This is a genomic window from Streptomyces sp. NPDC000878 (assembly GCF_053599695.1).
Genome location: NZ_JBSFMT010000008.1, coordinates 145227 through 169110 on the forward strand (window position 1 = coordinate 145227; position 23884 = coordinate 169110).

Genomic DNA, 23884 nt, shown 5'->3' on the forward strand with positions numbered 1-23884 from the left:
ATGAGCACGGAAAAGGTCGCAGAGCAGCCTTCCGGGTCCGAAGCCGTCGCGATGGTCAAGTCGGAGGGCGTCCACAAGTCCTTCGGCCCCGTCGAGGTCCTCAAGGGCATCGATCTGGAGGTCAAGTCGGGCGAGGTTTTCTGCCTCATCGGCCCCTCCGGCTCGGGCAAGTCGACGTTCCTCCGGTGCATCAACCACCTGGAGAAGGTCAACGCGGGGCGCCTGTACGTCGACGGGGAGCTGGTCGGCTACCGCCAGAAGGGCGACAAGCTGTACGAGCTGAAGGACAGCGAGGTCGCGCTGAAGCGCCGGGACATCGGCATGGTCTTCCAGCGCTTCAACCTGTTCCCGCACATGACGGCGCTGGAGAACGTCATGGAGGCCCCGGTCCAGGTCAAGGGCACGAGCAAGGCGCAGGCCCGTGAGCGCGCGGGCCAGCTCCTGGAGCGCGTGGGCCTGGCCGACAAGGCCGGAAACTACCCCACGCAGCTCTCCGGCGGCCAGCAGCAGCGCGTCGCCATCGCCCGGGCCCTGGCGATGGACCCGAAGCTGATGCTGTTCGACGAGCCGACCTCGGCCCTGGACCCGGAGCTGGTCGGCGACGTCCTCGACGTCATGCGCGACCTGGCCGAGTCCGGGATGACGATGATCGTCGTCACCCACGAGATGGGCTTCGCCCGTGAGGTGGGCGACAGCCTGGTCTTCATGGACGGCGGCGTGGTCGTCGAGTCCGGCAACCCGCGCGACGTCCTGACGAACCCGCAGCACGAGCGGACCCAGTCGTTCCTGTCCAAGGTCCTCTGACGACGCCCGACACACCGGAAGGGGCGGTACGGGATCCCCGTACCGCCCCTTCCGCGTCGCCCCAGCCCTAGCCCTGCCTCGACCCCAGCACCTCCGGGACGAGAGCCAGTTCGCGCAGCTGACCCTTCGTCAACGGGAGGGTCTTGAGCAGCGGTCCCAGCGAGGTCGGACCGGTGAAGCCGGTGCTGTCCTGCACCTCGACCACGTCACCGTTCCTCCGGTACAGCCTCACGGTGAGGTACTCGCCCCAGGTACGGCGTTCGTCCATCGCGAGCGAGCTGAGGTCGTCCATCCCGGTCTGGTATTCGAGGACGTCCCCGTTAGGCAGCCTCTCGAAGGTGCACCCCTCCTGGGGCTCGTTGCCCGGAATCGAACAGGGATTCTTCCACCGCACGCCCTCCGTCGAGCCGTATCCGTTGATGACCCTGATGAACCCGACACCGCCGTCCCTGCTGACCGTGAAGCTGCCGAAGTACGGGTACTGCTTGTACGTCGTGCGGACTCCGCCGGACGTGGACTTCGGCCAGAGGACGGCGTCCATGTTCACTTCACGGATCTCGCCCACGCCCGCCGGCAACAGCTTCGCGAGCCTGGCCGCCTTGGCGGTCGCCTCGCCGGGAGGCTTGGGCGTCGTCGTGTCCGCGACACGGCCACCGCCCCTGTCGTACGTCAGCCACCCGGGCCCGACAACCACCCCCACCGCGACCCCGGCCGCCGCGACGACCGTCACCGCGCCCCACCGTCGCCGCCGCACCCGCGCCGCACGCGCGAACACCGCCTCCGTGCTGCCCCCCGAGGGCACTGGGACCCCGCCCACGGCCCGCCCGAGCAGCTCCCGCCCCTCCAGCCACGTCTCGACCTCGTCGATGTCGGTGCTCATACGTGCTCCTCCTGCACCGCGGCCCGCATCGCCGCGATTCCCCTGGCCGTGTGGCTCTTCACCGTGCTCACCCGCATGCCGAGCAGGTCCGCGGTGTCGTTGACGCTGAGGTCCTCCCAGTAGCGCAGCACCAGCACCGCCCGCTGTTTGGGCGCGAGCTTCGCCAGCGCCGCGCGCACCATCAGCCCCGTGTCGTTGTCCGCCGGCTCGGCGGGCGTCTCCGGCAGTTCGCCGTACGCGTGTTCGCGCCGCCAGAAGCGCCGGCGCCCCGCGATGAACGTGTTGACCAGCGTCTGGCGCGCATAGGCCTCGAGGTTGTCCAGCCGCCCGTATCTGCGCGCTCCGAGGACGACCTTCACCAGCGTCGTCTGGACGAGATCCTCGGCCTCGTCACGGTTGCCGCAGAGCAGATAGGCGCTCCGGAACAGCGCCGTGCGTCTGCCCTCCACGAAGGCGTGCAGAGTCGCGTCCGAGCCCCGCATCATCCTTCCCCCCTTCCCGGCCCCCTGGTCGAGGACCGTCTCACCCCTTCCAGTGCGGTGGGGACCCGCCCAGGACGCGGCGCGCACGGAAAAGGCGGTACGGATTCTCCGTACCGCCTCCACCGCACTCTCCGCCGGGGCTACTTGAGGGCGAGCAGCAGGGTGTCCGAGGGCGAGCACCACACGGGACGCACCTCCGCGAACCCCTTCTCGCGCAGCACGCGCGCGTGCCACTCGGCGGAGGGTGTGTCACCTTCCGCGTGTTCGCCGTAGATCTCGAAGCGGCGGGCGGTCGGCCCGGCGAGGACGGGGTCCTGGGCGGCGAGCTGCCACCATTGCGCCCAGTCGACGACACCGTCGTGTTTGGCCTGATCCATACGTGCGTGGCGCAGTGCGCGCTCCGCCGCGTTGATCCGGGGCGTGCTGTCGTCGATCATGTGGTCCGCGTTCATGAACAGACCGCCGCCGCGGACGACCTCCGCGATCCGGCCGTAGACGTCCGCGAGGGGTTCGCTGTGCAGCCAGTGCAGGGCGGTGGCGGTCAGGACGGCGTCGTACGAGTCGTACGGCAGCCCGCTCGTCCACCGCGGGTCCTTGAGGTCGGCCGTGACGAAGGTGACGCGGTCGTCGCCCGCGAAGGTGCCCTCGGCGATGGCGAGGAGCGCGGGGTCGAGGTCGACGCCGGTGCTGGTGGCCTCGGGGAACCGATCGAGCAGCCGGGCCGTGATACTTCCCGTGCCACAGGCGAGGTCGAGCACGCGCGGGGCGGGGCCGGCGAGGGCCTCGACCATGTCGAGCATGACCCGGAACCGTTCCTCGCGGTCCGGCAGGTACCACTCCTGCTGCCGGTCCCAGCTCTCCTGCCAGGCATTCCAGTCCGTTTTGGCGTTTGTACCGGTAGTGGTGGTCATCGAAAGCCCCTCCCGTCAGCTGCTCGGCAGCCGCTCACTCGCCCGCTTCGAACACATGCGTAATACCCTGGAAGCAATGTCAGCCGTTACTTCCACACACCGACGACCATAGAACGCCCTCGTAAGGACTACAAGTGGAACTGGCCTATTACTCGGACTACGCCGTGCGTCTCGTCAACACCGAGGAACCGGCGCGCGGAAAGGACGCGTTGACCTCGACCGACGCGGTGCGCGACCTCTTCGGCGCCAACCAGCAGGCCGCCCGCCGCGCCACCGACGCCGACGTGACCCGGTTCCGCTCCGTACGGGCCCGGCTGCGCGCGGTCTTCGAGGCGGCGGACACCGGCGACGAGACGCTCTCGGTGGACCTGCTGAACTCACTCCTGCTGGAGTTCCCGGTCAGCCCGCAGATCTCCGGGCACGACTTCCGGGACGACGGCGGGCGCCCCCTGTGGCACATGCACCTCGCCGACCACCCGTCGAACGCGACCGCGGGCTACGCGGCCATCGCCGCGATGGGCCTGGCCTTCCACCTCACCGAGTACGGCGTGGACCGCCTGGGCCTGTGCGAGGCGCCGCCCTGCCGCAACGCCTACCTCGACACCTCGACGAACCGCTCCCGGCGCTACTGCTCCGACCGCTGCGCGACCCGGGCCAACGTGGCCGCCTACCGCGCCCGCAAACGCCTGGAGGCGGACCGGTCCGAGAAGACGGGCCTGGCGGCCGACAGCGCCCAGCGCAGCAGCGCCAGCGGCGAGCGCCGGCCGGGCTTGAGCGGCCGGTAGCGGAACCGGACCCGGCCCAGGATCAGATCGTGCGGCACAGTCCCGTAGTCGGTGCTGTCGCCGCCGGCGAAGGAGTTGTCCCCGAGCACCCACCAACCGCCCTCACGGCGCTCCACGGCCCGTTTGACGACCAGCAGGTCCTGCTGGAACGGATGGCGCAGGACGACGATCTCCCCGGCCCTGACCCGGCCCCCGTACCGCACCACGAGAAAGTCGCCGTGATACAGCGTGGGCACCATCGACGGCCCGGTCACTTCGACCCATCCGAAGAGCTTCGCGGCCCCTCCGTGCTCACTCCCGCGCTCACTCCCGTGTGCGCTCTCCTGCGACAGCTCCGGCATCCCGGCACCTCCCCGGTTCCTCCACCAGTCCCAGTCTGACCGTTCCTAGAGACTGAGCGGAAGTGAGTCCTGTTGCCAGAACCCATGCTCAGCCGAACGCCCCGGACGGTGTTGGGCGTTCTGGTTGCCCGCGTTCACTCCGCACCCGGCGCCTACGGATCGTATCCGTGGTCCGGAAATGCGGGGGCGGGGTCCCTCACGCCCAGGAACACGCCGACCGGCCTGGACGGTCCGATGCCCCTGCTCATCACTCCGGTGAGCAGGGGGCGGTGCCGTCCGTCGCCGGATCGGATGTCCCTGGGCGCGCCTTCCGATCGCCACGGCGGCTGCGTCGTGGCGGGTGGTCCTGAGGGTTGTGGTGGTGAGGGGCTTCTGCCAGTGCTGGGCGCCCCACTTCGAGGTGTAGGCCGGATCGACGGCGATGACCGCGATACCCGTCTGGTCCGCCATCGACACGAGCCGGGCACGGAGCTTGGCGGTGGGCATGCCGGAGATCAACTGCCGGAAGCGTTTGCCGCGTCCGTGTTTCTCGCGGGTCTTCTCGGCGGCGAAGTCCAGGTCCTCCACCGCGATCGCCTTCACACCGCAGGTGCGGGCCCAGTGCAGGAGGCGGGTGAGGGCGTGGCGGACCTGGGCGTCCCGGTGCTGGGCAGCCAGGACGCGGTCAGACACCAGCGGTCCCGGCCGGTATCGAGGTGGATGCGGTAGGCCACGGCCCGGTTGGCTGCGACGCGGTCGGCCCACTCGGTGCCCCGGTGCGCAAACGTGATCCGGGAGGCAAGGACGTAGCGGCCGTGCGGGGCGTTCGCCAGATGCGCGAGTGGCGCGGGCAGCTTGATACTCACCTCACCGTCCGGGCTGATACGGATGGTCTCGTTGCCGTAGCGCTTGCCGGACTCCCCGTCCGCCTGGCAGAACCATCGTTCGGCCTCCCAACGCCTGCGCCACGCGGACTCGGTCAGCCCAGCCGAGTCCAGGTGATGCCAGGTGCGGGCCAGTTGCTTACCGCCCCGCACGACGTGCACGATGCCCGCCTCACGGTCCGCCCGCACGGCGGCCAGCCGGTCCTGAAGTACCCGCAGCCGCCTCGACTTCGAATGCCGTTCCCGCCGGGACCGGTAGCCCCCGGGCGCCCTCTTCGTCCCCTTCTGGCCGACCGGCAGCGACAGCCGGTGCTCGATGGCGCGGATGCCGGCTTCCAGGTTCTGGATGTGTGTGAGCCGGCAGCGGGGGGCCAGTGCCCACTGATCGTGCGTGGCTTTGGTGATACTGCCCGCCCACCGCGACGACGACAGGGCCGTCAGTCCCCGCTTACGCACCGCCCATGTGTCACAGGAGTGCACAAAGCCGTCCTGGCAGCGGGCCTTGAGGTCCTGCGAGGCCAGCGACCCCAGATTTCGGCCGACCATGCGCAGCACCTTCTCATCGTCCGGCGTCAGCTGCTTGAGGCGGGTCCGAGCATCCTCCATGAAAGTCACACATTCGATGAAAGAACGTCAGTTCCCATCGAGAACCCGCCCAACGGTCGAGGTGCGCGACACGACGCAGGCCAGCAGCAGTCGCTCCCGCTCACCAAAACGTTCTTGAACGCACTCCAGCGGCAACCGCTCCAGAGCTCCTACTTTTGTCCTAAGCCCATGGGGGCACTCGCGAAAACCCCTCTCTCAGGGAGTAATGTCCAACCTGAGAAGACGATCACGAGGAAGGAACGCTCCATGCTTTCCCGCCTGTTTGCCCCCAAGGTCAAGGTCAGCGCCCACTGCGACCTGCCCTGCGGTGTGTACGACCCCGCCCAGGCCCGCATCGAGGCGGAGTCGGTGAAGGCCGTGCAGGACAAGATTGCCGCCAACGACGACCCGCACTTCCAGGCGCGTGCCACCGTCATCAAGGAGCAGCGCGCAGAGCTCGCCAAGCACCACGTGTCGGTCCTGTGGAGCGACTACTTCAAGCCGCCGCACTTCGAGAAGTACCCGGAGCTGCACCAGCTGGTCAACGACACCCTGAAGGCCCTCTCGGCCGCCAAGGCGTCCACCGACCCGGCGACGGGCCAGAAGGCCCTGGACTACATCGCCCAGATCGACAAGATCTTCTGGGAGACCAAGAAGGCCTGATGCGGACCTTCGTCGAAAAGGGCCGGTCGACACAGACCGGCCCTTTTCGCTGCCCTCCGACCGCGTGAGCCCGCTCAGCGCCGGCACACGAGGATCCCCGCCCGGCAGCCGATCTCGAACATCCCCTGCCGGGCGATCCGTTCGGTGACGATGGTGCGGGCCCGCTCGACGGTCGCGCCGAAGGGCACGTCGTACTGGTCCGCCCAGGCCCGGTAGGACGCCAGGTAGGCGACGACCGGCTCGGGGTCGTGGACGGTGACGGTGCTGGGCAGTTCGAGCGTCTCCACCTGCCCGAACTCCGCCCCGAGGTAGTCCGGGGCGTTCTCCAGGGAGAAGCGGGCGCCGATCGAGAACCGGACGGGCTCCTGCCCGGTGCCGAGCACATCGCTCGCGGCCCGCTGCCACAGGTCGTCGAGTTCGGCCTTGTCCCGGGCGCCGTTGGTGGAGGCGATCACCAGCCCGTCACGGGCGACGACCCGGGCCAACTCCCGTACCGCCTGAGGGATGTCGGGCACATGGTACAGCATGTGCATCGCCAGGGCCGCGCCGACGCTCCCCGTGGCCAACGGCAGCCGTGTGACATCCGCCACGGCGACCGGGCCGGGGACGCCGGTGAGGATGCCGGGCGCGATGTCCAGGCCCAGCACGGCCGGCCCGGGCCGGTCCTCGCGCAGCCGCCGGACGAACCTGCCGTTGCCGCAGCCGACGTCGACCACGCGTCCGCGTACGTCACTCAGCTGCCCGGCGACGATGCCGGGCAGGTCGTGACGGGGTGTCTGCCACTGGTAGATCGACTGGCGGGCAGCCAGGTCCCGGTCGCTGCTGTAGGCGCTTTCGGCGAGGCGGGTCCGGTCGGTGGCTGCGGCTGCGGAGGGTTCGGTCACGGCAGAGGCATCCCCGCCGTGGGCGGTTCACATGCCGTCGTCGTCCTCGCCCGCCTCCAGCAGGTTCACCGCCGCACCCACGATGCTCGGGTCCGGGCTGCCGACGACCTCCTCGTCCTTGCCCGTGTAGTCGAAGCGGGCCAGCACACTGCGCATCGCCTCCACCCTCGCCCGCTTCTTGTCGTTGCTCTTCACCACCGTCCAGGGCGCCTGTTCGGTGTCCGTCTCACGGAACATGGCGACCTTGGCCGCCGTGTAGTCGTCCCAGCGGTCCAGGGAGGCGAGGTCCATCGGGCTCAGCTTCCACTGCCGTACGGGGTCGACCTGACGGATCGTGAAACGGGTGCGCTGTTCGCTCTGGGAGACCGAGAACCAGAACTTGATCAGGTCGACGCCGTCGTCGACGAGCATGCGCTCGAACAGCGGGGCCTGCCTGGTGAAGCGCCGGTACTCGTCGTCCGTGCAGAAGCCCATGACCCGCTCCACACCGGCCCGGTTGTACCAGGAGCGGTCGAACAGGACGATCTCACCGGCGGTCGGGAGGTGTTCGACGTACCGCTGGAAGTACCACTGCCCGCGCTCGCGTTCGGTGGGCTTCTCCAGGGCGACCACGCGGGCGCCGCGCGGGTTGAGATGCTCCGTGAACCGCTTGATCGTGCCGCCTTTTCCGGCCGCGTCCCGGCCCTCGAAGACGACGACCAGCCGACGGCCGGTCTGCTTGATCCAGCTCTGCAGCTTCAGCAGTTCGATCTGCTGGAGCCTCTTGTGCCACTCGTACTCCTTGCGCTCCATGCGCTCGGGGTAGGGGTAGTTCTCCCGCCAGGTCTCGACCGGAGAACCGTCCGGCCGGATGAGGACGGGTTCGTCGTGGTCGCTGTAGTCGACCTTCAGTCCGGACATCAGTGGTGTCATACCGTCGGCCTCCCGTGCATCGACATCAGCGGTCAGTGGAACTGCGGCACGATCAGATAGATGCCGTACGCGACCACGGCAGCGCACGCCACAAAGCACAGCCCGGCCTGGGCGAGCCCGAGCGCGTGCGTACCACCGTCATTCTCACGCGCGCCCTCGACCCGGGCGAGTCCGAGGACGCCGACGGCGAAGACGACGACCATGGCGACGGTGACCCCGAGGCTCACCGCGGCGACCTGGCCCAGTGCGCTCCAGTCCAGCTTCATTCCGGTTCTCCCTCGCTCACGCGGCCGTACCGACGCGCGTCGGCTCCGTCGCCTTGATGCTGACCTCGTGGGTCTCGTTGACGTTGTTCGCGTGCACCGGGTTGCGGCGCGCGGCCAGCACGATGCCCGCCGCGACCGCGACGGCGACCAGCGCGACGACCACGGTGCCGAAGGTGCCGCCGTACCTGACCGCGCCCGCGGAGACCCCGCCGACCAGCGCGGCGGCGGGCAGGGTGATCAGCCACGCCATGACCATGCGGCCCGCGACACCCCAGCGCACCTCCGCCAGCCGCCGGCCCAGGCCCGCGCCCAGGATGCTGCCCGAGGCGACCTGGGTGGTGGACAGGGCGAAACCGAGGTGGGCGGAGGTGAGGATGACGGCCGTGGACGCCGTCTCGGCGGCGAAGCCCTGCGGCGACTGGATCTCGGTCAGCCCCTTGCCCATGGTCCGGATGATCCGCCAGCCGCCCAGATAGGTGCCGAGGCCGATGGCGAGCCCCGCCGACGCGATCACCCACACCGGCGGACCGGCGTCGTGGCCGAGCGCGCCCGCGGAGATCAGGGTCAGCGTGATGATGCCCATGGTCTTCTGCGCGTCGTTCGTGCCGTGCGCGAGGGAGACGAGGGAGGCGGAGGCGATCTGACCGGCCCGGAACCCCTTGGTCACCGTGTCCTTGCGGGCGCGGGCCGTGAGCCTGTAGGCGAAGTACGTGGCGATCAGAGCCGCGATTCCGGCCACCAGCGGCGAGGCCAGCGCCGGGATCAGCACCTTCTCGACGACCTTGGTGAAGTGCACACCGTCGGCGCCAGCGCCCACCCACACCGCGCCGATCAGCCCGCCGAACAGGGCGTGCGAGGAACTCGACGGCAGCCCCACCAGCCAGGTCAGCAGGTTCCACAGGATCGCTCCGACCAGCCCGGCGAAGATCATCCCGGGGCTGACGAGCGTGTCGTCGACGATGCCTCCGGAGATCGTCTTGGCGACCTCCGTGGACAGGAACGCGCCCACGATATTGAGGACTCCGGCGATCAGGACCGCTGTCTTCGGTTTCAGGGCGCCGGTGGCGATGGACGTGGCCATCGCGTTCGCCGTGTCGTGGAATCCGTTGGTGAAGTCGAAGGCCAGGGCCGTCACGATGACGACCGCCACCAGGAACGTGATGTGGTCCATGCGTTCGATGGAAGCAAGCGCAGGCGTATTCGCAACGAACTGCGGGCAAAGGCTATTCCTGGAAAAAACGCAGGTGACGTGGACGACCGTCACCTTACGATCACCCCATGAGCACTGGTATGGGCATGCGTACGGGGCTGGATACGGGCATCCGCTGGACCTACGCCTTCATCGACCGGCCCGCCGCACTCCTCGGCCCCGCCCAGGCCTTCTGGACCGCCGTCACGGACACCCGGCTCTCCGCGTCCCGGGGCACCGAGGACGAGTTCACGACCCTGCTGCCGGGCGCGGGCGACGCCTGCGTCAAGGTCCAGGGGGTGGACTCCGGGGACGGCGGCGCCCATCTCGACTTCGCCGTCGAGGACGTCGACGCCTTCGTCGGATCGGCGTCGGCGCTCGGGGCGACGGTCGTCAGCGCGTACACCGGCTGGGCCGTGCTGCGGTCGCCCGCCGGTCAGCTGTTCTGCGCGGTGCCCTGGCACGGGGAGTCGGTACGGCCCGCCGTGGTGGACGGCAGCCGCCTCGACCAGGTGTGCGTCGACGTCCCGCCGGCCGCGTACGACACGGAGGTCGCCTTCTGGGAGCGCTTCACCGCCTGGGATTCCCTCACCGGCTCACTCCCGGAGTTCCACGTCCTCAGGCCCCCGGCCGGCCTTCCGGTCCGCGTCCTCCTCCAGCGCCTCGACACCGACCGGGCCGGCGCCTCCGCCCACCTGGACCTGGCCTGCGCCGACATCGCGGCGACCCGCGCCCGCCACGAGGAACTGGGGGCCACGGTCATCGCCCCCTTCTCCCACTGGACGGTCATGCGCGACCCGGCGGGCGGCACGTACTGCCTGACCGGCCGCGACCCCGAAACGGGCGGCCTGCCGAAGGCGACGCCGGCAGCCGACCTCGCCTAACGGGGAAGCTAGCGGGGAACCTCGTACGCCTCGACGTCCACCACGGCCGCCACCGGGATCGGCCCGTACACGTGCGGAAACTCCTCGCCGCCCGGCTTCGGGGCCTCGTACCTCAGGGGTGCGTCGAGCCGCGCGGGGTCCACGACCAGCACCACCAGGTCGTCGGGGCCGTCGTAGGAGCCGTACAGGAAGGCGGCCACGGCCGGGAACTGGGCGCGTGTCGACAAATGGATGAAGCCCTCCTCCTGGAGGGTGCGGCCACGCGTCGACATCTCGTACGTGCCCCGCGCGCGGGCCGCCTCCCAGAGGGCGCGTTCGGTGATGTGGACTATGCACGGCGGTTCTGACATGAACCCAACCTACGGGCCCCTGCCCCGGCCGCGATACGGGCCCTCACTGGTCCCGGGGATCGTCCAGGACGGGCCGGATCTCCACGGGGTGCTCCGGTACGCCGTCCGGGACCGGGCAGCGGGTGACGCGGGCGGCGATCTCGGTGACCCGGTCCAGGCTCGCGCACTCCAGGAGCCAGTAGCCGGCCATCAGCTCCTCGCTCTCGCCGTACGGACCGTCGGTGATCACCGCGCCGCCGTCCTTGCCGGCGGTGACCTGCCGGATCCGCGCGGGTTCGGCCAGGCCGTTCCCGTCGAGGAACTCGCCTGTCCTGGCGAGGTCGGCGTTGATCGCGCCCATGTACGCGTACATGACCTGGATGTCGTCCTCGGTCCAGACCGGGCCGTCCTCGGCCGCCTTGCCGTTCTGGGCGTCGTAGTCGGCCTGCGTCCCGCGCACCGTCACCAGATACTTCATGACCGCTCCTTCGGCTCGGACCGCCCCGACCGGGCCGCCCGCACCGGGCCGACCCCGGCCTCGGCCGCCGGATCGGCGTACGCCTCGCACTCGGGATTCCGGCACGGCCCGGCGACCCACTTCGGTACCCATGCGCCCAGGGTCTTGTGCCGCCGTATCACCGTGGTCACATGCTGTCCGCAGACGGGACAGTCGTACTCTTCGCTGCCCATACCCCCAGGGTATTGCGGGAGCCGCCGGGGCGCTCCCCGCCGGTTCGCCGCTTTCTGCGGGTTAGGCCTTTACCGCCGGTTCAGGTCTTTCTGCTGTACGTCCGGACCAGCACGCCGTTCTTGAACGGGCGCAGCTCGTCGAGCACGAACTCCGACACGTCGAAGCCGGAGCCGAACATCGGCATCCCGGTGCCGAGGACGATCGGGTACGTCTTGACGACCAGCTCGTCGATCTCGTCGCGCAGCTCACCCGCGAGCCGCGAGCCGCCGCACAGGTAGATGCCCCGCTCGCCGTTCTCCGCCTTGAGTTCCCGGACCCTGGCGATCAGATCGGCGGCGATGATCTCGACGTGCGGGTCCGGCGACTCCTCCAGGGTGCGCGAGGCGACGTACTCGCGCAGGTGTGCGTACGGGCTGGTGATGCCCTCCTTCAGGGCCACCTCGTAGCTGCCCCGTCCCTGGACGACCGTGTCGAAGCGGCGGTTGGGCAGGTCGTCGAGGCCGAGGGCGCGGCGGCCCCCGGTGGAGATGGTCTCGGGGTACTCGGTCTTCAGGAACTCCAGGAACTGCTCGTCGACGAACGGGTACATGAAGGAGGCGTCGCCGCTCTCGTCCCCGATGAAGCCGTCGATCGAGCAGGCGACGAAGTAGGTGAGCTTGCGCAAGCTGTTCTCTTTCGGTCAGGCCTGGGGCTTGCGCCACATGGGCCACATGCGGGGGCCGTCCGGGAGGTCGAGGGGGCGGTCGAGGTGGTCGAAGCCGAGCCGTTCGTACAGCTTGCTGCTGCGGGCGCTGCTCGCCTCCAGGTAGGCGGCCACTCCCTCGCGGTCGCAGCGGTCGAGGGCGTGCCGGAGGAGGGCCGCCCCCAGGCCGCGGCCCTGGCTGTCCTGTGCGACGGCGATCATCCACAGGTACGCGTGGGCCTGCCCGGCGGGATGGATCTCCGCCGTCAGCCGCGCGATCAGTTCGACGCGCTCGTTGTCGGGATCGACGGCCTCGCGCAACTGGACGGCGTCGTCCCCCTCATCTCCTTGTACGTCCTCTTCGTGGCCCTCCGGGTGGGCGTCGGCGGGGACGGACAGCCACAGGGCGCACGCCGAACCGTCCTCGGCGAGGTCGACGCGGCCCTCGGCGAGCACGATGTCGAGGAAGGCGGCCATCAGTCTGGGATGCGTCGCGCGGCGGTGCGCCGGGTCCGGGAAGACCCAGCCGCTCACCGGGTCGTCCTGGAACGCCCCGTCCAGCAGCCGGACGACCAGCTCCCGGTCTCTCTCGTCCGCCGTCCGTATCGCCACGCCCATGCCCCGCCCCTTTGTCCCAACCGCCGTTGATTGTATGGCGGTTGAGCCTAATGGGTGAGGGAGTTATGACGGGGCCCGCACACCGTGGGGATGTGCGGGACCCGCCGGCCGGAGCACCGGTGCGAGGCGTACGGAGTCAGGGCCGTACGCCCCGCCTCGGATGGCCCCGGGGCCTGAGGTGGTGCGGTGCGCGTCTCAGGTGGTGCGGCGGGTGACGAACTCGGCCAGGGAGAGCAGGCCGCCCGCCGCCTCCGGGTCGGGGACCGCGCGGGACAGTTCGTGTATCGCGCGGGCCATCCGGTCGGCCGCCTGGAGCTGCGCCCAGTCCCGGCCGCCCGCCCGCTCGACGGCGAGCACCGTCCGCTCCAGCGCCCCTTCCTGGCGTTCGTCGTACGGAACCCCGTACAACTGGGCCAGTTCGATGGCCGCCGGTGTGCCGGAGGCCAGTGCGGCGACCACGGGCAGGGACTTCTTGCGGGCGACCAGATCCGCCCCGGCCGGCTTGCCGGTGCGGCTCGGGTCCCCCCATATCCCGATCACGTCGTCGATGAGCTGAAAGGCGAGCCCGGCCTCCCGGCCGAACGCGTCCATCGCCTCGACGTCCGCGGCCGACCCGCCCGCGTACAGCGCCCCCAAGGCGCAGGCGCAGCCGAGCAGCGCGCCCGTCTTGGCCTCGGCCATGGCGAGGCACTCGTCGAGGGTGACCTCGTCGGGGCCCTGTTTCTCCATGGCCGTGTCCGCGTGCTGCCCCTCGCACAGCTCGACGACGCAGTTCGCGAGCCGGGCGGCGGCGGTGGCGGACGCCGGGTGCGGGTCCTCGGCGAGCAGCCGCAGTGCCAGGGCCTGCAAGGCGTCCCCGGCGAGGATCGCGTCGGCGTCGCCGAACACGGTCCACGCGGTGGGCCGGTGTCTGCGGGTGGTGTCCCGGTCCATGACGTCGTCGTGCAGCAGGGTGAAGTTGTGGACCAGCTCCACCGCCGCTGCGGCCCGTACGGCTGCCTCCCGCCGTCCGCCGAGTGCCGCGGCGGCGGTCAGCACGAGCGCGGGGCGGATCGCCTTGCCCGCGTTGCCCGCCGCCGGGGTGCCGTCCGCGTGCTCCCACCCGAAGTGGTAGAGCGCGACCCGGCGCATGGACCCGGGCAGCGACTCGACCGCTCCGCGCAGCACGGGATCGACCACGGCCCGCGCCTGCTCCAGGATGAGGGCGGCGTCCTGCCCGTCCGCCCCACCGGACACTCCCCGCTCCTCCCCCGTCCCCCGTAGGGGTACGGGGGACTCCGCCCGCCTCGGCGGCCCTGGCCGCCTCGCGCCCACGGCCGGCCGCTCCCCTGCCCCGGACTCCGGTGAATTCTCCGAAGGCCTCTCCGCCGGACCGCCGATGGGGTTCCGCCTCTCCGGATCCAGGGTCTCGATGGTCTCGGCCGGGCCGTGGGACCTGGTCATCGCCAGCGGCCGATCTCGACGTTCTCCAGCACGCCGAGGGCGTCCGGGACCAGGACGGCCGCCGAGTAGTAGGCCGTCACCAGGTAGTTGATGACCGCCTGTTCGTTGATGCCCATGAACCGCACGGACAGACTGGGCTCGATCTCGTCCGGGATACCGGCCTGCTGGAGCCCGATGACACCCTGCTCGGCCTCGCCGGTACGCATGGCGATGATCGAGGTCGTACGGGCCTCGGTGACCGGGATCTTGTTGCACGGGTAGATCGGCACCCCGCGCCAGGTGGGGATGCGGTTGCCGCTGATGTCGATCGTCTCGGGGACGAGTCCGCGCTTGTTCAGCTCACGGCCGATCGCGGAGATCGCGCGCGGGTGGGCGAGCAGGAACTTGGTCCCGCGCCGCCTGCTGAGCAGTTCGTCCAGGTCGTCGGGGCTGGGTACGCCGTCGTGCGGCTGGATCCGCTGGTCGTACTCGCAGTTGCTGAGCAGTCCGAACTCCCGGTTGTTGACGAGTTCGTGCTCCTGGCGCTCCTTCAGGGCCTCGACCGTGAGACGGAGCTGCTGTTCCGTCTGGTTCATCGGCTGGTTGTAGAGGTCGGCCACGCGGGAGTGGATGCGCAGCACTGTCTGGGCGATGCTCAGTTCGTACTCACGGGGCCTGGCCTCGTAGTCGACGAACGTGCGCGGGATGTCCGGCTCGCCGCTGTGACCGGCCGCCAGGTCGATCTCCTTCTCGCCGTACCTGTTGGCGTGCTGCTCGGGGATCGCGCTCAGTGCCTGGAGGTGGTCGCGCAGGGAGTCGGCGCGCTCGGCGACCTGCTCGAAGTGCTGCCGGGAGAGTGTCAGCACGGTGCACGCGGTGACCGCGCGGGCCGTGTACTCCCACAGGGCGTCGGGGTCGAGCAGTGCCTGGTCCCCGAAATACGCGCCGTCGGCCAGCATGCCGAGTTCGGCGTCGTCCCCGTAGGGGCCCGTGCCGATCTTCTCGACCTTGCCGTGGGCCAGCAGGAACACCTCGTCGTTGGAACTGCCGAAGGAGGCGATCTCCGAGCCGGCGGTGAACTCCCGCTGCTGGCAGCGGCGGGCGAGTTCGGCGAACACCTCCTCGTCCTCGTAGGACCGCAGGGCCGGCAACTCGGACAGTTCAGCGGGGACCACTTCCACGCGGTCACCGGTCTTCACGAACGTCAGACGGCCGTCTCCCACGGAGTAGGTGAGCCGCCGGTTCACGCGGTATGTACCACCCTGCACATTCACCCAGGGGAGCATCCGCAGCAGCCAGCGCGAGCTGATCTCCTGCATCTGGGGAACGGACTTGGTGGTGGTGGCCAGATTCCGCGCGGCCGATGTGCCGAGACTCTGCTGCGGCTTGTCCTGCTCCGTGCGGATCTCTTCGCCTACCGACATAAGGAACTGCCCTCCCGGTCAACTCTTAAATGCGCCGATGCCGTGATCCCTGCCGGGTTCGCTCGACATCGGACGCCTGCGCGCACCAGCCTTCCCGACCGAACGCGCCAGTGCTATTACACGAATGAGCGGGAATGGATCATCTCCGGAGTGGGCACAAAGAGGTTCTTCGCCAACTCGTTCGACCGGACGAACGGAAAATGCCTCTTCTGCCGTCCCCTTTCTCTCCGTATCGGGAACTTCAAGATCGGGCCGGCCGTTTGAGCCATTGACGGACAACGAACAAGGAGACACCGATGGCAGGCTTCCTGGACCGCGCCAAGGAACAGGCACAGCGCGGCCTGACGCAGGGCAAGCAGAAGCTCGACGAGGTGCAGACCCAGCGGGCCGGCAGCGACCTGCTCAAGAAACTGGGCGCGGCGTACTACGCGGAGCGGCGCGGCAGCGGTTCCCCCGACGCGACCCAGCGGGCTCTGCAGGCCCTGGAGAGTCACATCGCGGTGAACGGGGACGCGTTCCTGCGCCAGCAGTGACGGCGAGTGACGCCCGTCGGCGCCCCTGACCGGATCGGCTCGCACGCCGTGCGAACAATTCGCCCCTGACCGTTGGATTCCGGTACAAGCTGCGGTACTAGGCGGTCACGACCGGTGGCCGTCGCGCAGCGCGTAAGGAGACGGTCATGGCCCCACCCATGTCCGCGGGCAGCTTCCTGGACCGGCTCAGGGAGGAAGGCGTCTCCGTCGTCGAGGTCGGCGACTGGACCCATCACAACCGCAACCACAAGGGTCCCTGGGGCCCGGTCCACGGCGTGATGATCCATCACACGGTGACCAAGGGCAGCGCGCACACGGTGGAACTCTGCCGCGAGGGCTATGCCGAGCTGCCCGGCCCCCTGTGCCACGGCGTCATCACCAAGGACGGCTGCGTCCACCTCGTCGGCTACGGCAGGGCCAACCACGCGGGGCTGGGTGACGACGACGTCCTGCGCGCGGTGATCGCGGAGAAGGCGCTCCCGCTGGACAACGAGGCGAACACAGACGGCAATCGACACTTCTACGGCTTCGAGTGCGAGAACCTCGGGGACGGCGAGGATCCCTGGCCGCCGGCCCAGCTCGACGCCATCGAGAAGGTCGCCGCGGCCCTGTGCCGCCACCACGGCTGGACGGAACGATCGGTCATCGGCCACCTCGAATGGCAACCGGGCAAGATCGACCCACGGGGCTTCAGCATGCAATGGCTGAGGGAACGGGTACGGGACCGCTTGAAGTAGGGGTTTGTTTCGCCCCGGCCGCCCCTACCCATTCCCATCCCCTGGGGGCTGCGCCCCCAGACCCCCGCTCCGGCCCTGAACGGGCCTTGTCCTCAATCGCAGGACGGGCTGGAAATGCGGGCCGGCGCTGAAAGACCAAGCCCCGGCCGGCACCTTCCAGCCCGTCCGGCGTTTGAGGACGAGGCCGTTCAGGCCGAAAGGGGGGTCTGGGGGCGCAGCCCCCAGGGATGGGACGGGTAGGGGCGGCCGGGGCGAAAATGGTGGCGTGCCCCTCCCCACCCCCCTCCAAGAACTCACAGACCCCCGCTTCACCCGCCACCACCTCCGCCTGCTCCTCAAACGCGACGACCTCATCCACCCGGACCTCATCGGCAACAAGTGGCGCAAGCTGGTCCCCAACCTGGATGCCGCCGCCGGACGCCCGATCCTCACCTTCGGCGGCGCCTACTCCAACCACCTGCGCGCCACAGCCACCGCCGGCCGCCTCCTAGGCATGCCCACCATCGGCATCGTCCGGGGCCAGGAACTCGCCGACCGCCCCCTCAACCCCTCCCTCGCCCACTGCACGGCGAACGGCATGCGCCTGCACTTCGTCGACAGATCGATGTACCGGCACAAAACCGAGCCCGACACCGTCGCCGCCGTCCTCCGGGAGGCCGACGTCGAGGACGCGTACGTCGTACCGGAAGGCGGCAGCAACGCCCTCGCCGTACACGGCTGCCGCGCCCTCGGCGAGGAGCTGCGCGGCCACGCCGACGTCGTCGCGGTCGCCTGCGGCACCGGCGGCACCCTCGCCGGCCTGGCCGCGGGCCTCGCCCCCGACCAGCGCGCCCTCGGCATCCCGGTCCTCAAGGGCGGCTTCCTGGACGCGGAGATACGGGCCCTCCAGGACCTCACCTTCGGCGGGCCCCGCGGCTCCTGGACCCTCGACCACCGTTTCCACTTCGACGGCTACGCCCGTACGACCCCCGAACTGCACGCCTTCGCCGACGACTTCGAGGCCCGTCACGACGTACCCGTGGAACGTCTCTATGTCGCCAAGATGCTGTACGGACTTGTCGCCCTCGCCGAAGAGGGCGCGTTCGCGCGCGGGACCGTCGTCGCGGCGGTGATCACGGGCCGCCCGTTCCCCTAGGGCCTGTCCGGCGGATGATGTCGTGGACGCGGGGTCTGGCACGCCCATCTGCGATGATGCGGCGCCGTTGCTTTCCCGCGACCTGATCCGCCGGACAGGCCCTGGACGACAACGCGAGAAGGCGATGCCCCCTCACTCCGCCTCCCGGAACGCCGCCGCCTCCTCCAGGTCCAGCCGGCGCAGCAGCGTCCGCAGCATCTCGTCGTCGATGTAGCGCCCGTCCCGCAGCCGCACGAACATCTCCCGTTCCGCGCTGATCATCTCCCGGGACAGCCGCCGGTACGTGTCGTCCACCGTCTCGCCGGTCACGGGGTTGACCGAGCCCAGCCGTTCCCAGACGGCGTTCTGGCGGCGTTCCAGGACCATCCGGAGCCGGTCGGCCAGTGGGGGCGGCAGGGCGTTGCGCTCGTCCTCCAGCAGGCCCTCCAGGCGCTGCTGCGCCACCCTGGACGCCTGCGCCTGGGCGTTCGCCTCCGCGAGCGTCTCGGCCTGCACGTCCCGCCCGGGCAGTTTCAGCAGGCGGATCAGCGGGGGCAGCGTCAGCCCCTGGACGACCAGCGTGCCGATGACCGTCGTGAAGGTCAGGAAGAGCACCAGGTTCCGCTCCGGGAACTCCTCGCCGCCCTCCATCGTGAGCGGGATCGAGAAGGCGATGGCCAGGGACACGACTCCCCGCATCCCGGCCCAGGAGATGACGAACGCGCCCTTCCAGGTCGGGTTCGGTTCACGGTCCCGGATCCGCGCCGACAGCAGCCGGGGCACGAACGTCCCGGGGTAGACCCAGGCGAACCGGGTGACGACGACCACGAGGAAGACGGCGATCGCGTACCAGGCGGCGTCGACACCCTCGTACGCCCCAAGTCCCTCCAGGACGACCGGCAGTTGCAGGCCGATCAGGGCGAAGACGGCCGATTCGAGAACGAAGGCAACCATTTTCCAGACCGCTTCCTCCTGGAGGCGGGTCGCGAAATCGACCTCCCACGCGCGATGTCCCAGATAAAGCGCCACGACCACCACCGCGAGGACCCCGGAGGCGTGCACCTCCTCGGCGACCGCGTACGCCGCGAACGGGATCAGCAGGGAGAGGGTGTTCTGGAGCAGCGCCTCCTTCAGGTGCGTGCGCAGCCAATGGATCGGCATCATCAGGATGAGCCCGATCCCGATGCCGCCGACCGCCGCGAGCAGGAACTCGCCGATCCCGCCCGCCCAGGTCGCGCCCTCTCCGATGGCCGCCGCGAGGGCGACGCGGTACGCGGTGATCGCGGTGGCGTCGTTCACCAGGGACTCGCCCTGGAGGATGGTGGTGACCCGCGACGGCAGCCCGACCCGGCGTGCGATCGCCGTCGCGGCGACGGCGTCCGGCGGTGCCACGACCGCGCCGAGCACCAGCGCGGCCGTCAGCGGCAGCCCGGGCACGATCTGATAGGCGGCCCAGCCGACGACGAGCGTCGCGAAGAGCACGTACCCCACCGACAGCAGTGCCACGGGCCGCAGTTGCGCGCGCAGATCGAGGTACGAACTGTCGACGGCCGCCGTGTACAGCAGCGGGGGCAGCATCAGCGGCAGGACGACATGCGGGTCGAGGGCGTAGTCGGGCACCCCTGGGACGTACGCGAACACCAGGCCGGCCGCGACCAGCAGCAGCGGGGGCGGGACAGGGGTGCGGCGGGCCGCGGCGGCGATGGCGGCGCTGCCCGCGACCAGCAGGAGCAGTGGCATCACATGCATCGGTCTCGGCCCGCTCTCGTTTCCCGCCCCATCCGGCACCCCATCTGGATTCCGCGCGGCTTTCCGCGCACCCGTCGTAACCTGGCAATCATGAAACAGTGCACGCATGCCGACGCGCTGCCGCTCCCGGAACCCGAGCCCAAGAGCGAGACCTGTCCGGAGTGCCTGGCGGCCGGGACCCATCCGGTGCAGCTGCGCCTGTGCCTGGACTGCGGCCACGTCGGCTGCTGCGACTCCTCGCCGATGCGCCACGCGACAGGACACCACAAGGAGACCGGGCATCCGGTGATGCGCACCTTCGAACCCGGCGAGAGCTGGCGCTGGTGCTTCGTCGACCATGTCCTCGTATGACCGCGCGGAAGCCGCGTATCGTCGTGCGCCCGACCTCACACCCGTGTGAGCAGGGGCATTGGTGACCGGAGGCGTACTCGTGTGACCCTGGATCCGGACGGTTCGACCGTCTGACGTCTGGGTACGTCAACCCGGCGCACGCTGTTCCCAATTGGGCCCGCAGAACCCCTAGCCACTGTGCGTATCCGTATGTTTACTATGAGTGACAGCAAGGGGCTGGGGTCCCGGGGACAGGAAAGTCGAGAGCGCGGTAGCGTCACCGCTGAACCACGTATCGCGTTACCCCGGGGGGCGACCCTCGGCCCCCGAAAGAGCTTGTACCACCTTGGAGGTGAGGGTGTCCCAGTTCACAGGCGAGCCCGCGACCCAGGACTTCGTGGAAGTCCGGCTGCCGGCCGCGGGTGCCTACCTGTCGGTGCTGCGTACGGCCACGGCCGGTCTCGCGGCCCGTTTGGACTTCACCCTCGACGAGATCGAGGACCTGCGCATCGCAGTGGACGAGGCCTGCGCGATCCTGCTTCAGCAGGCCGTGCCCGGCTCCGTACTCAGCTGTGTGTTCCGGCTGATCGACGACTCCCTTGAGGTCACGGTCTCGGCACCGACCACCGACGGTCACGCGCCCGCGCGCGACACCTTCGCCTGGACCGTCCTGTCGGCCCTCGCGGGCCAGGTCGACTCGACCGTCGCCGAGGACAAGACCGTGTCGATCAGTCTCTACAAGAAGCGCGGCGCGGGACCCGGGCCGGCGTGAGGAACGGGGACGGGCCGGTGCGGGACGAAGAGCGCGGCACACGGGAGCTGCCCGCGGCGGGCAGCGACGGCCCCGACGGGCCGCGGGACACGGCGGACGCCATTTCCGGCATCGCCGGTATCTCCGGCATCCCCGAGCAGGCCCGGCCGCACCCGGAGGACGACCCCTCGGAGGCCGGCTTCATGGACGACGGGCAGCTGGATCGGGAAGGTGCCGTGCAGAGTGCGCCCCTGGAAGGGCCAAGCGAGATCTCCCCTGTTCGAGCTGATGTGCGAATTCGGGGAAGGTCGACGGGCGGGACGATGAGCGAGCACGAACGAGACGACGCGCAGGGCGCACAACAGACGGCGCAGGCCACACAGCACTCCCCGACGGACCGCAGCGGAGCGCGCGCCCTGTTCATCGAGCTGCGTGAGCTGGAGGACGGCAGTGCCGCGTACGCGGAGCTGCGCAACCGGCTGGTCCGTATGCACCTCCCGCTCGTCGAGCACCTCGCGCGCCGCTTCCGCAACCGCGGTGAGCCGTTGGACGACCTGACCCAGGTCGCGACCATCGGCCTGATCAAGTCGGTCGACCGTTTCGACCCGGACCGCGGTGTCGAGTTCTCGACGTACGCGACCCCGACGGTCGTCGGCGAGATCAAGCGGCACTTCCGGGACAAGGGCTGGGCGGTCCGCGTCCCGCGCAGGCTCCAGGAACTGCGCCTCTCGCTCACCACAGCGACGGCGGAGCTGTCACAGCGGCACGGCCGCTCCCCGACGGTCCACGAGCTGGCCGAGAAGCTGGGCATCTCCGAGGAGGAGGTCCTGGAGGGCCTGGAGTCGGCCAACGCCTACTCCACGCTGTCCCTGGACGTCCCCGACACGGACGACGAGTCCCCGGCGGTCGCGGACACCCTGGGCTCGTACGACGAGGCCCTGGAGGGCGTCGAGTACCGCGAGTCCCTCAAGCCGCTGCTTGAGGATCTCCCGCCCCGGGAGAAGCGGATCCTGCTGCTGCGGTTCTTCGGCAACATGACGCAGTCGCAGATCGCGCAGGAGGTCGGCATCTCCCAGATGCACGTCTCCCGACTGCTGGCCCGGACCCTGGCCCAACTGCGAGAGAAGCTGCTTGTCGAGGAGTAGGTCCCCTAGGGAATCCCTCGGGAACCCCTTGGGCTACTCCGACGCGCGGCCGGGCCCCCGGATCCCGAGGGCCCGGGTCGTCTCCTGGTTCACCAGCAGCACCAGCGCGGCGACCGCCACGACACCCAGCACGATCCCGCCCGGAATCGCCATGCTGTCGGACTGGAGCAGGTTGTAGGCCACCGGCAGCGCCATGATCTGCGTGATGACGGCGGGCCCCCGACTCCAGCTCCGCTGCCCGAGCAGCCCGCGCGCGGCGAGCAACGGCAGCAACGCGAGCACGATCAGCGTGACGCCACCGGTGACGGCCTGCTGCCGGTCGTCCGCGTCGCCTGTGATCCCCAGTACGAGGATGAAGGCTCCGCCGACGACCAGGGCGAGCCCCTCCAGCCCGGCGAGCACGGCGGCGGCGGTCAGCCGCAGAGGCCTGGGCTCTTCGGCGGTTTCGGGGATGGGGGTCTGCTCAGCACTCACCCCAGAAGGGTAGCCCTGGACAACGACGGCGCTCAGCCCGCGCCCCATAGGGGCGCGGGGAACGGCGCGACCAGCCACAACGCACCCGCAGTTTCATACGGCGCTTCCCGCGGAGCGCCCCGCTCACGCCCCCTACTTCTTACTGATCCCTAACCTGCCCTGGGCCGAGTACCACCGGGTAGGTACCCTGCTTCGCATGCGTGCACTTCTCGTGGTCAATCCGGCGGCTACCACCACAAGCGCACGTACGCGCGATGTGCTGACCCATGCTCTCGCGAGCGAGATGAAACTCGAGGCGGTCACCACCGAGTACCGGGGCCACGCGCGTGACCTCGGCCGGCAGGCGGCGGAGAGCAAGGACATCGACATGGTCGTCGCCCTCGGCGGCGACGGAACGGTCAACGAGGTCGTGAACGGGCTCCTCCACAACGGCCCCGACCTGGACCGGCTGCCCGGCCTCGCCGTGGTCCCCGGCGGCTCCACGAACGTCTTCGCCCGCGCCCTCGGCCTGCCCAACGACGCCGTGGAGGCCACCGGCGTCCTGCTGGACGCCCTGCGCGAGGAGCGGGAGCGCACGGTGGGCCTCGGGGTGGCGAAAGGGACGCCGGGTACCGAGGACGAGTCCGTGCCGGAGCGCTGGTTCACCTTCTGCGCCGGCCTGGGATTCGACGCCGGTGTGATCGGGCGGGTGGAACAGCAGCGCGAGCGCGGCCGGAAATCCACACACTCCCTTTACCTGCGGCAGGTCGTGCGCCAATTCCTGGGTGAGGCCAATCGCCGGCACGGCACGATCACGCTGGAACAACCGGGCGAGGACCCCGTTACCGATCTTGTGCTGTCCATAGTCTGCAACACGTCCCCTTGGACGTTTCTGGGCAATCGCCCGGTGTACGCGTCACCTAAGGCGTCGTTCGATACCGGGCTCGACGTACTCGGTCTCAGCCGTATGTCGACGGCCGCGGTTGCCCGGTATGGCATGCAGTTGCTCACTTCGTCCCCCGAACGGGGACCCCATGGCAGGCATGCCACGTCCCTCCATGACCTGACTGACTTCACCTTGCATTCGAAGGCACCTCTGCCCCTCCAGATGGACGGCGACCACCTTGGACTGCGAACGAGCGTGACGTTCACAGGCGTACGCCGTGCACTGCGTGTGATTGTGTGAGCGGAACGGGCTAAAGTCCTTCCACTCGAACGTTTAGGCCAGGGTCCACCCCATGGAAGTACGGCTGTGACCGAGCCGACACCGAGGAATCAAAAAAAACTTTCCGGTAGGGGTTGTATCCGCCGCTGAGGTTTGCGAGTCTCTACGTGGCGCTCGGGACGGCCCGCAACACCGGCCACCACAGAGAGCCAGAACCCCTCCTCACTTCAAAGGACCACATCAGTCCGTCTGATGATCGGCCCTTCACTTGTTGAGGGATTCGTGAAAGCGT

Annotated in this window: 28 protein-coding genes and 1 pseudogene; 11 read left to right on the top strand and 18 right to left on the bottom strand. The window is 69.6% G+C overall.

Annotated elements, in window-relative coordinates; all coding sequences use genetic code 11:
* The gene (locus ACWDR4_RS10435) at positions 1-804 is read left to right on the top strand and encodes an amino acid ABC transporter ATP-binding protein (RefSeq protein ID WP_450406482.1); all 804 of its coding nucleotides are present in this window, start codon (positions 1-3) and stop codon (positions 802-804) included.
* 67 nt (positions 805-871) lie between these two features.
* On the opposite strand, the gene ACWDR4_RS10440 is transcribed toward ACWDR4_RS10435, so the two are convergent.
* The 3 genes from ACWDR4_RS10440 to ACWDR4_RS10450 form a co-directional block, all read right to left on the bottom strand.
* Positions 872-1684: a hypothetical protein gene (locus tag ACWDR4_RS10440; protein ID WP_450406485.1), complete on the bottom strand. Its 813-nt coding sequence runs from the start codon at positions 1682-1684 to the stop codon at positions 872-874.
* A complete protein-coding gene (locus ACWDR4_RS10445) occupies positions 1681-2169 on the bottom strand; it encodes a SigE family RNA polymerase sigma factor (RefSeq protein ID WP_450406487.1) in 489 nt (162 codons plus the stop codon). Before ACWDR4_RS10445 ends, ACWDR4_RS10440 begins: the two co-directional genes overlap by 4 nt.
* A 137-nt stretch (positions 2170-2306) precedes the next feature.
* Complete coding sequence (locus tag ACWDR4_RS10450) at positions 2307-3077, bottom strand: class I SAM-dependent methyltransferase (RefSeq protein WP_450406489.1); 771 nt, start codon at positions 3075-3077, stop codon at positions 2307-2309.
* Positions 3078-3211: 134 nt separating this feature from the next.
* Here ACWDR4_RS10450 and ACWDR4_RS10455 point away from each other — a divergent pair, with 134 nt between their 5' ends.
* The gene (locus tag ACWDR4_RS10455; protein ID WP_450406491.1) at positions 3212-3862 is read left to right on the top strand and encodes a CGNR zinc finger domain-containing protein; all 651 of its coding nucleotides are present in this window, start codon (positions 3212-3214) and stop codon (positions 3860-3862) included.
* On the opposite strand, the gene sodX is transcribed toward ACWDR4_RS10455, so the two are convergent.
* Positions 3745-4203, bottom strand: a complete 459-nt coding sequence (sodX, locus tag ACWDR4_RS10460; protein ID WP_450406493.1) for a nickel-type superoxide dismutase maturation protease — start codon at positions 4201-4203, stop codon at positions 3745-3747. The two genes, ACWDR4_RS10455 and sodX, sit on opposite strands and share 118 nt — an antisense overlap.
* A gap of 45 nt (positions 4204-4248) precedes the next feature.
* Positions 4249-5672 (bottom strand): annotated as a pseudogene (locus tag ACWDR4_RS10465) (IS200/IS605 family accessory protein TnpB-related protein).
* Positions 5673-5918: 246 nt separating this feature from the next.
* Here ACWDR4_RS10465 and sodN point away from each other — a divergent pair.
* Positions 5919-6314 carry a superoxide dismutase, Ni gene (gene sodN, locus ACWDR4_RS10470; RefSeq protein ID WP_164409275.1) on the top strand — a complete coding sequence of 132 codons (396 nt, stop codon included), beginning with the start codon at positions 5919-5921 and terminating at the stop codon, positions 6312-6314.
* 74 nt (positions 6315-6388) lie between these two features.
* On the opposite strand, the gene ACWDR4_RS10475 is transcribed toward sodN, so the two are convergent.
* From ACWDR4_RS10475 to ACWDR4_RS10490, 4 genes are read right to left on the bottom strand one after another with little or no spacing between them, the layout of a single operon-like run.
* Positions 6389-7198, bottom strand: coding sequence for a class I SAM-dependent methyltransferase (locus tag ACWDR4_RS10475; RefSeq protein WP_450406495.1), 810 nt, complete (start codon positions 7196-7198; stop codon positions 6389-6391).
* Positions 7199-7225: 27 nt separating this feature from the next.
* Entirely contained in the window at positions 7226-8110 is an 885-nt protein-coding gene (gene ppk2, locus ACWDR4_RS10480) for a polyphosphate kinase 2 (RefSeq protein ID WP_450406496.1), read from the bottom strand.
* 32 nt (positions 8111-8142) lie between these two features.
* Positions 8143-8376: a hypothetical protein gene (locus tag ACWDR4_RS10485; protein WP_450406497.1), complete on the bottom strand. Its 234-nt coding sequence runs from the start codon at positions 8374-8376 to the stop codon at positions 8143-8145.
* A 16-nt stretch (positions 8377-8392) separates the two neighbouring features.
* On the bottom strand, positions 8393-9547 hold the full coding sequence (locus ACWDR4_RS10490; protein WP_450406498.1) for an anion permease: 1155 nt from the start codon (positions 9545-9547) through the stop codon (positions 8393-8395).
* Between the two features lie 107 nt (positions 9548-9654).
* On the opposite strand from ACWDR4_RS10490, the gene ACWDR4_RS10495 reads away from it, so the two are divergent.
* A complete protein-coding gene (locus tag ACWDR4_RS10495; protein WP_450406499.1) occupies positions 9655-10449 on the top strand; it encodes a VOC family protein in 795 nt (264 codons plus the stop codon).
* An 8-nt stretch (positions 10450-10457) separates the two neighbouring features.
* On the opposite strand, the gene ACWDR4_RS10500 is transcribed toward ACWDR4_RS10495, so the two are convergent.
* From ACWDR4_RS10500 to ACWDR4_RS10530, 7 genes are all read right to left on the bottom strand, one after another.
* A complete protein-coding gene (locus ACWDR4_RS10500; RefSeq protein WP_450406501.1) occupies positions 10458-10799 on the bottom strand; it encodes a DUF952 domain-containing protein in 342 nt (113 codons plus the stop codon).
* 43 nt (positions 10800-10842) lie between these two features.
* Positions 10843-11256 (bottom strand): YciI family protein, encoded by a 414-nt coding sequence (locus tag ACWDR4_RS10505; RefSeq protein WP_450406503.1) that lies wholly within the window; start codon positions 11254-11256, stop codon positions 10843-10845.
* A complete protein-coding gene (locus ACWDR4_RS10510; protein ID WP_450406505.1) occupies positions 11253-11468 on the bottom strand; it encodes a hypothetical protein in 216 nt (71 codons plus the stop codon). The genes ACWDR4_RS10505 and ACWDR4_RS10510 overlap by 4 nt, the downstream gene beginning before the upstream one ends.
* A gap of 80 nt (positions 11469-11548) precedes the next feature.
* Entirely contained in the window at positions 11549-12133 is a 585-nt protein-coding gene (locus ACWDR4_RS10515) for a dihydrofolate reductase family protein (protein ID WP_450406506.1), read from the bottom strand.
* A gap of 15 nt (positions 12134-12148) precedes the next feature.
* Entirely contained in the window at positions 12149-12769 is a 621-nt protein-coding gene (locus ACWDR4_RS10520) for a GNAT family N-acetyltransferase (protein ID WP_450406508.1), read from the bottom strand.
* Between the two features lie 195 nt (positions 12770-12964).
* Positions 12965-14005 (bottom strand): family 2 encapsulin nanocompartment cargo protein polyprenyl transferase, encoded by a 1041-nt coding sequence (locus ACWDR4_RS10525; RefSeq protein WP_450406509.1) that lies wholly within the window; start codon positions 14003-14005, stop codon positions 12965-12967.
* 203 nt (positions 14006-14208) lie between these two features.
* Positions 14209-15615: a family 2B encapsulin nanocompartment shell protein gene (locus tag ACWDR4_RS10530; RefSeq protein ID WP_450406510.1), complete on the bottom strand. Its 1407-nt coding sequence runs from the start codon at positions 15613-15615 to the stop codon at positions 14209-14211.
* Positions 15616-15911: 296 nt separating this feature from the next.
* Here ACWDR4_RS10530 and ACWDR4_RS10535 point away from each other — a divergent pair, with 296 nt between their 5' ends.
* From ACWDR4_RS10535 to ACWDR4_RS10545, 3 genes are all read left to right on the top strand, one after another.
* On the top strand, positions 15912-16148 hold the full coding sequence (locus ACWDR4_RS10535; protein WP_450406512.1) for a hypothetical protein: 237 nt from the start codon (positions 15912-15914) through the stop codon (positions 16146-16148).
* Between the two features lie 146 nt (positions 16149-16294).
* Positions 16295-16885: an N-acetylmuramoyl-L-alanine amidase gene (locus tag ACWDR4_RS10540; RefSeq protein ID WP_450406514.1), complete on the top strand. Its 591-nt coding sequence runs from the start codon at positions 16295-16297 to the stop codon at positions 16883-16885.
* A 265-nt stretch (positions 16886-17150) separates the two neighbouring features.
* The gene (locus ACWDR4_RS10545) at positions 17151-18020 is read left to right on the top strand and encodes a 1-aminocyclopropane-1-carboxylate deaminase/D-cysteine desulfhydrase (protein ID WP_450406515.1); all 870 of its coding nucleotides are present in this window, start codon (positions 17151-17153) and stop codon (positions 18018-18020) included.
* Positions 18021-18152: 132 nt separating this feature from the next.
* Here the strand turns inward: ACWDR4_RS10545 and ACWDR4_RS10550 are convergent, their stop codons facing one another.
* Positions 18153-19748: a Na+/H+ antiporter gene (locus ACWDR4_RS10550; RefSeq protein ID WP_450406517.1), complete on the bottom strand. Its 1596-nt coding sequence runs from the start codon at positions 19746-19748 to the stop codon at positions 18153-18155.
* Between the two features lie 90 nt (positions 19749-19838).
* Between ACWDR4_RS10550 and ACWDR4_RS10555 the strand changes: the two genes are divergently transcribed.
* From ACWDR4_RS10555 to ACWDR4_RS10565, 3 genes are all read left to right on the top strand, one after another.
* Entirely contained in the window at positions 19839-20099 is a 261-nt protein-coding gene (locus ACWDR4_RS10555) for a UBP-type zinc finger domain-containing protein (protein ID WP_450406519.1), read from the top strand.
* A 337-nt stretch (positions 20100-20436) separates the two neighbouring features.
* The gene (locus tag ACWDR4_RS10560; RefSeq protein WP_105975417.1) at positions 20437-20850 is read left to right on the top strand and encodes an ATP-binding protein; all 414 of its coding nucleotides are present in this window, start codon (positions 20437-20439) and stop codon (positions 20848-20850) included.
* Between the two features lie 17 nt (positions 20851-20867).
* Positions 20868-21974 carry an RNA polymerase sigma factor SigF gene (locus ACWDR4_RS10565; RefSeq protein ID WP_450406522.1) on the top strand — a complete coding sequence of 369 codons (1107 nt, stop codon included), beginning with the start codon at positions 20868-20870 and terminating at the stop codon, positions 21972-21974.
* A 33-nt stretch (positions 21975-22007) separates the two neighbouring features.
* Here ACWDR4_RS10565 and ACWDR4_RS10570 read toward each other — a convergent pair whose 3' ends face one another.
* Positions 22008-22448, bottom strand: a complete 441-nt coding sequence (locus tag ACWDR4_RS10570; protein WP_450406524.1) for a hypothetical protein — start codon at positions 22446-22448, stop codon at positions 22008-22010.
* Between the two features lie 196 nt (positions 22449-22644).
* Here ACWDR4_RS10570 and ACWDR4_RS10575 point away from each other — a divergent pair, with 196 nt between their 5' ends.
* The gene (locus tag ACWDR4_RS10575; RefSeq protein WP_450406526.1) at positions 22645-23613 is read left to right on the top strand and encodes a diacylglycerol/lipid kinase family protein; all 969 of its coding nucleotides are present in this window, start codon (positions 22645-22647) and stop codon (positions 23611-23613) included.
* Positions 23614-23884: the final 271 nt, after the last annotated feature.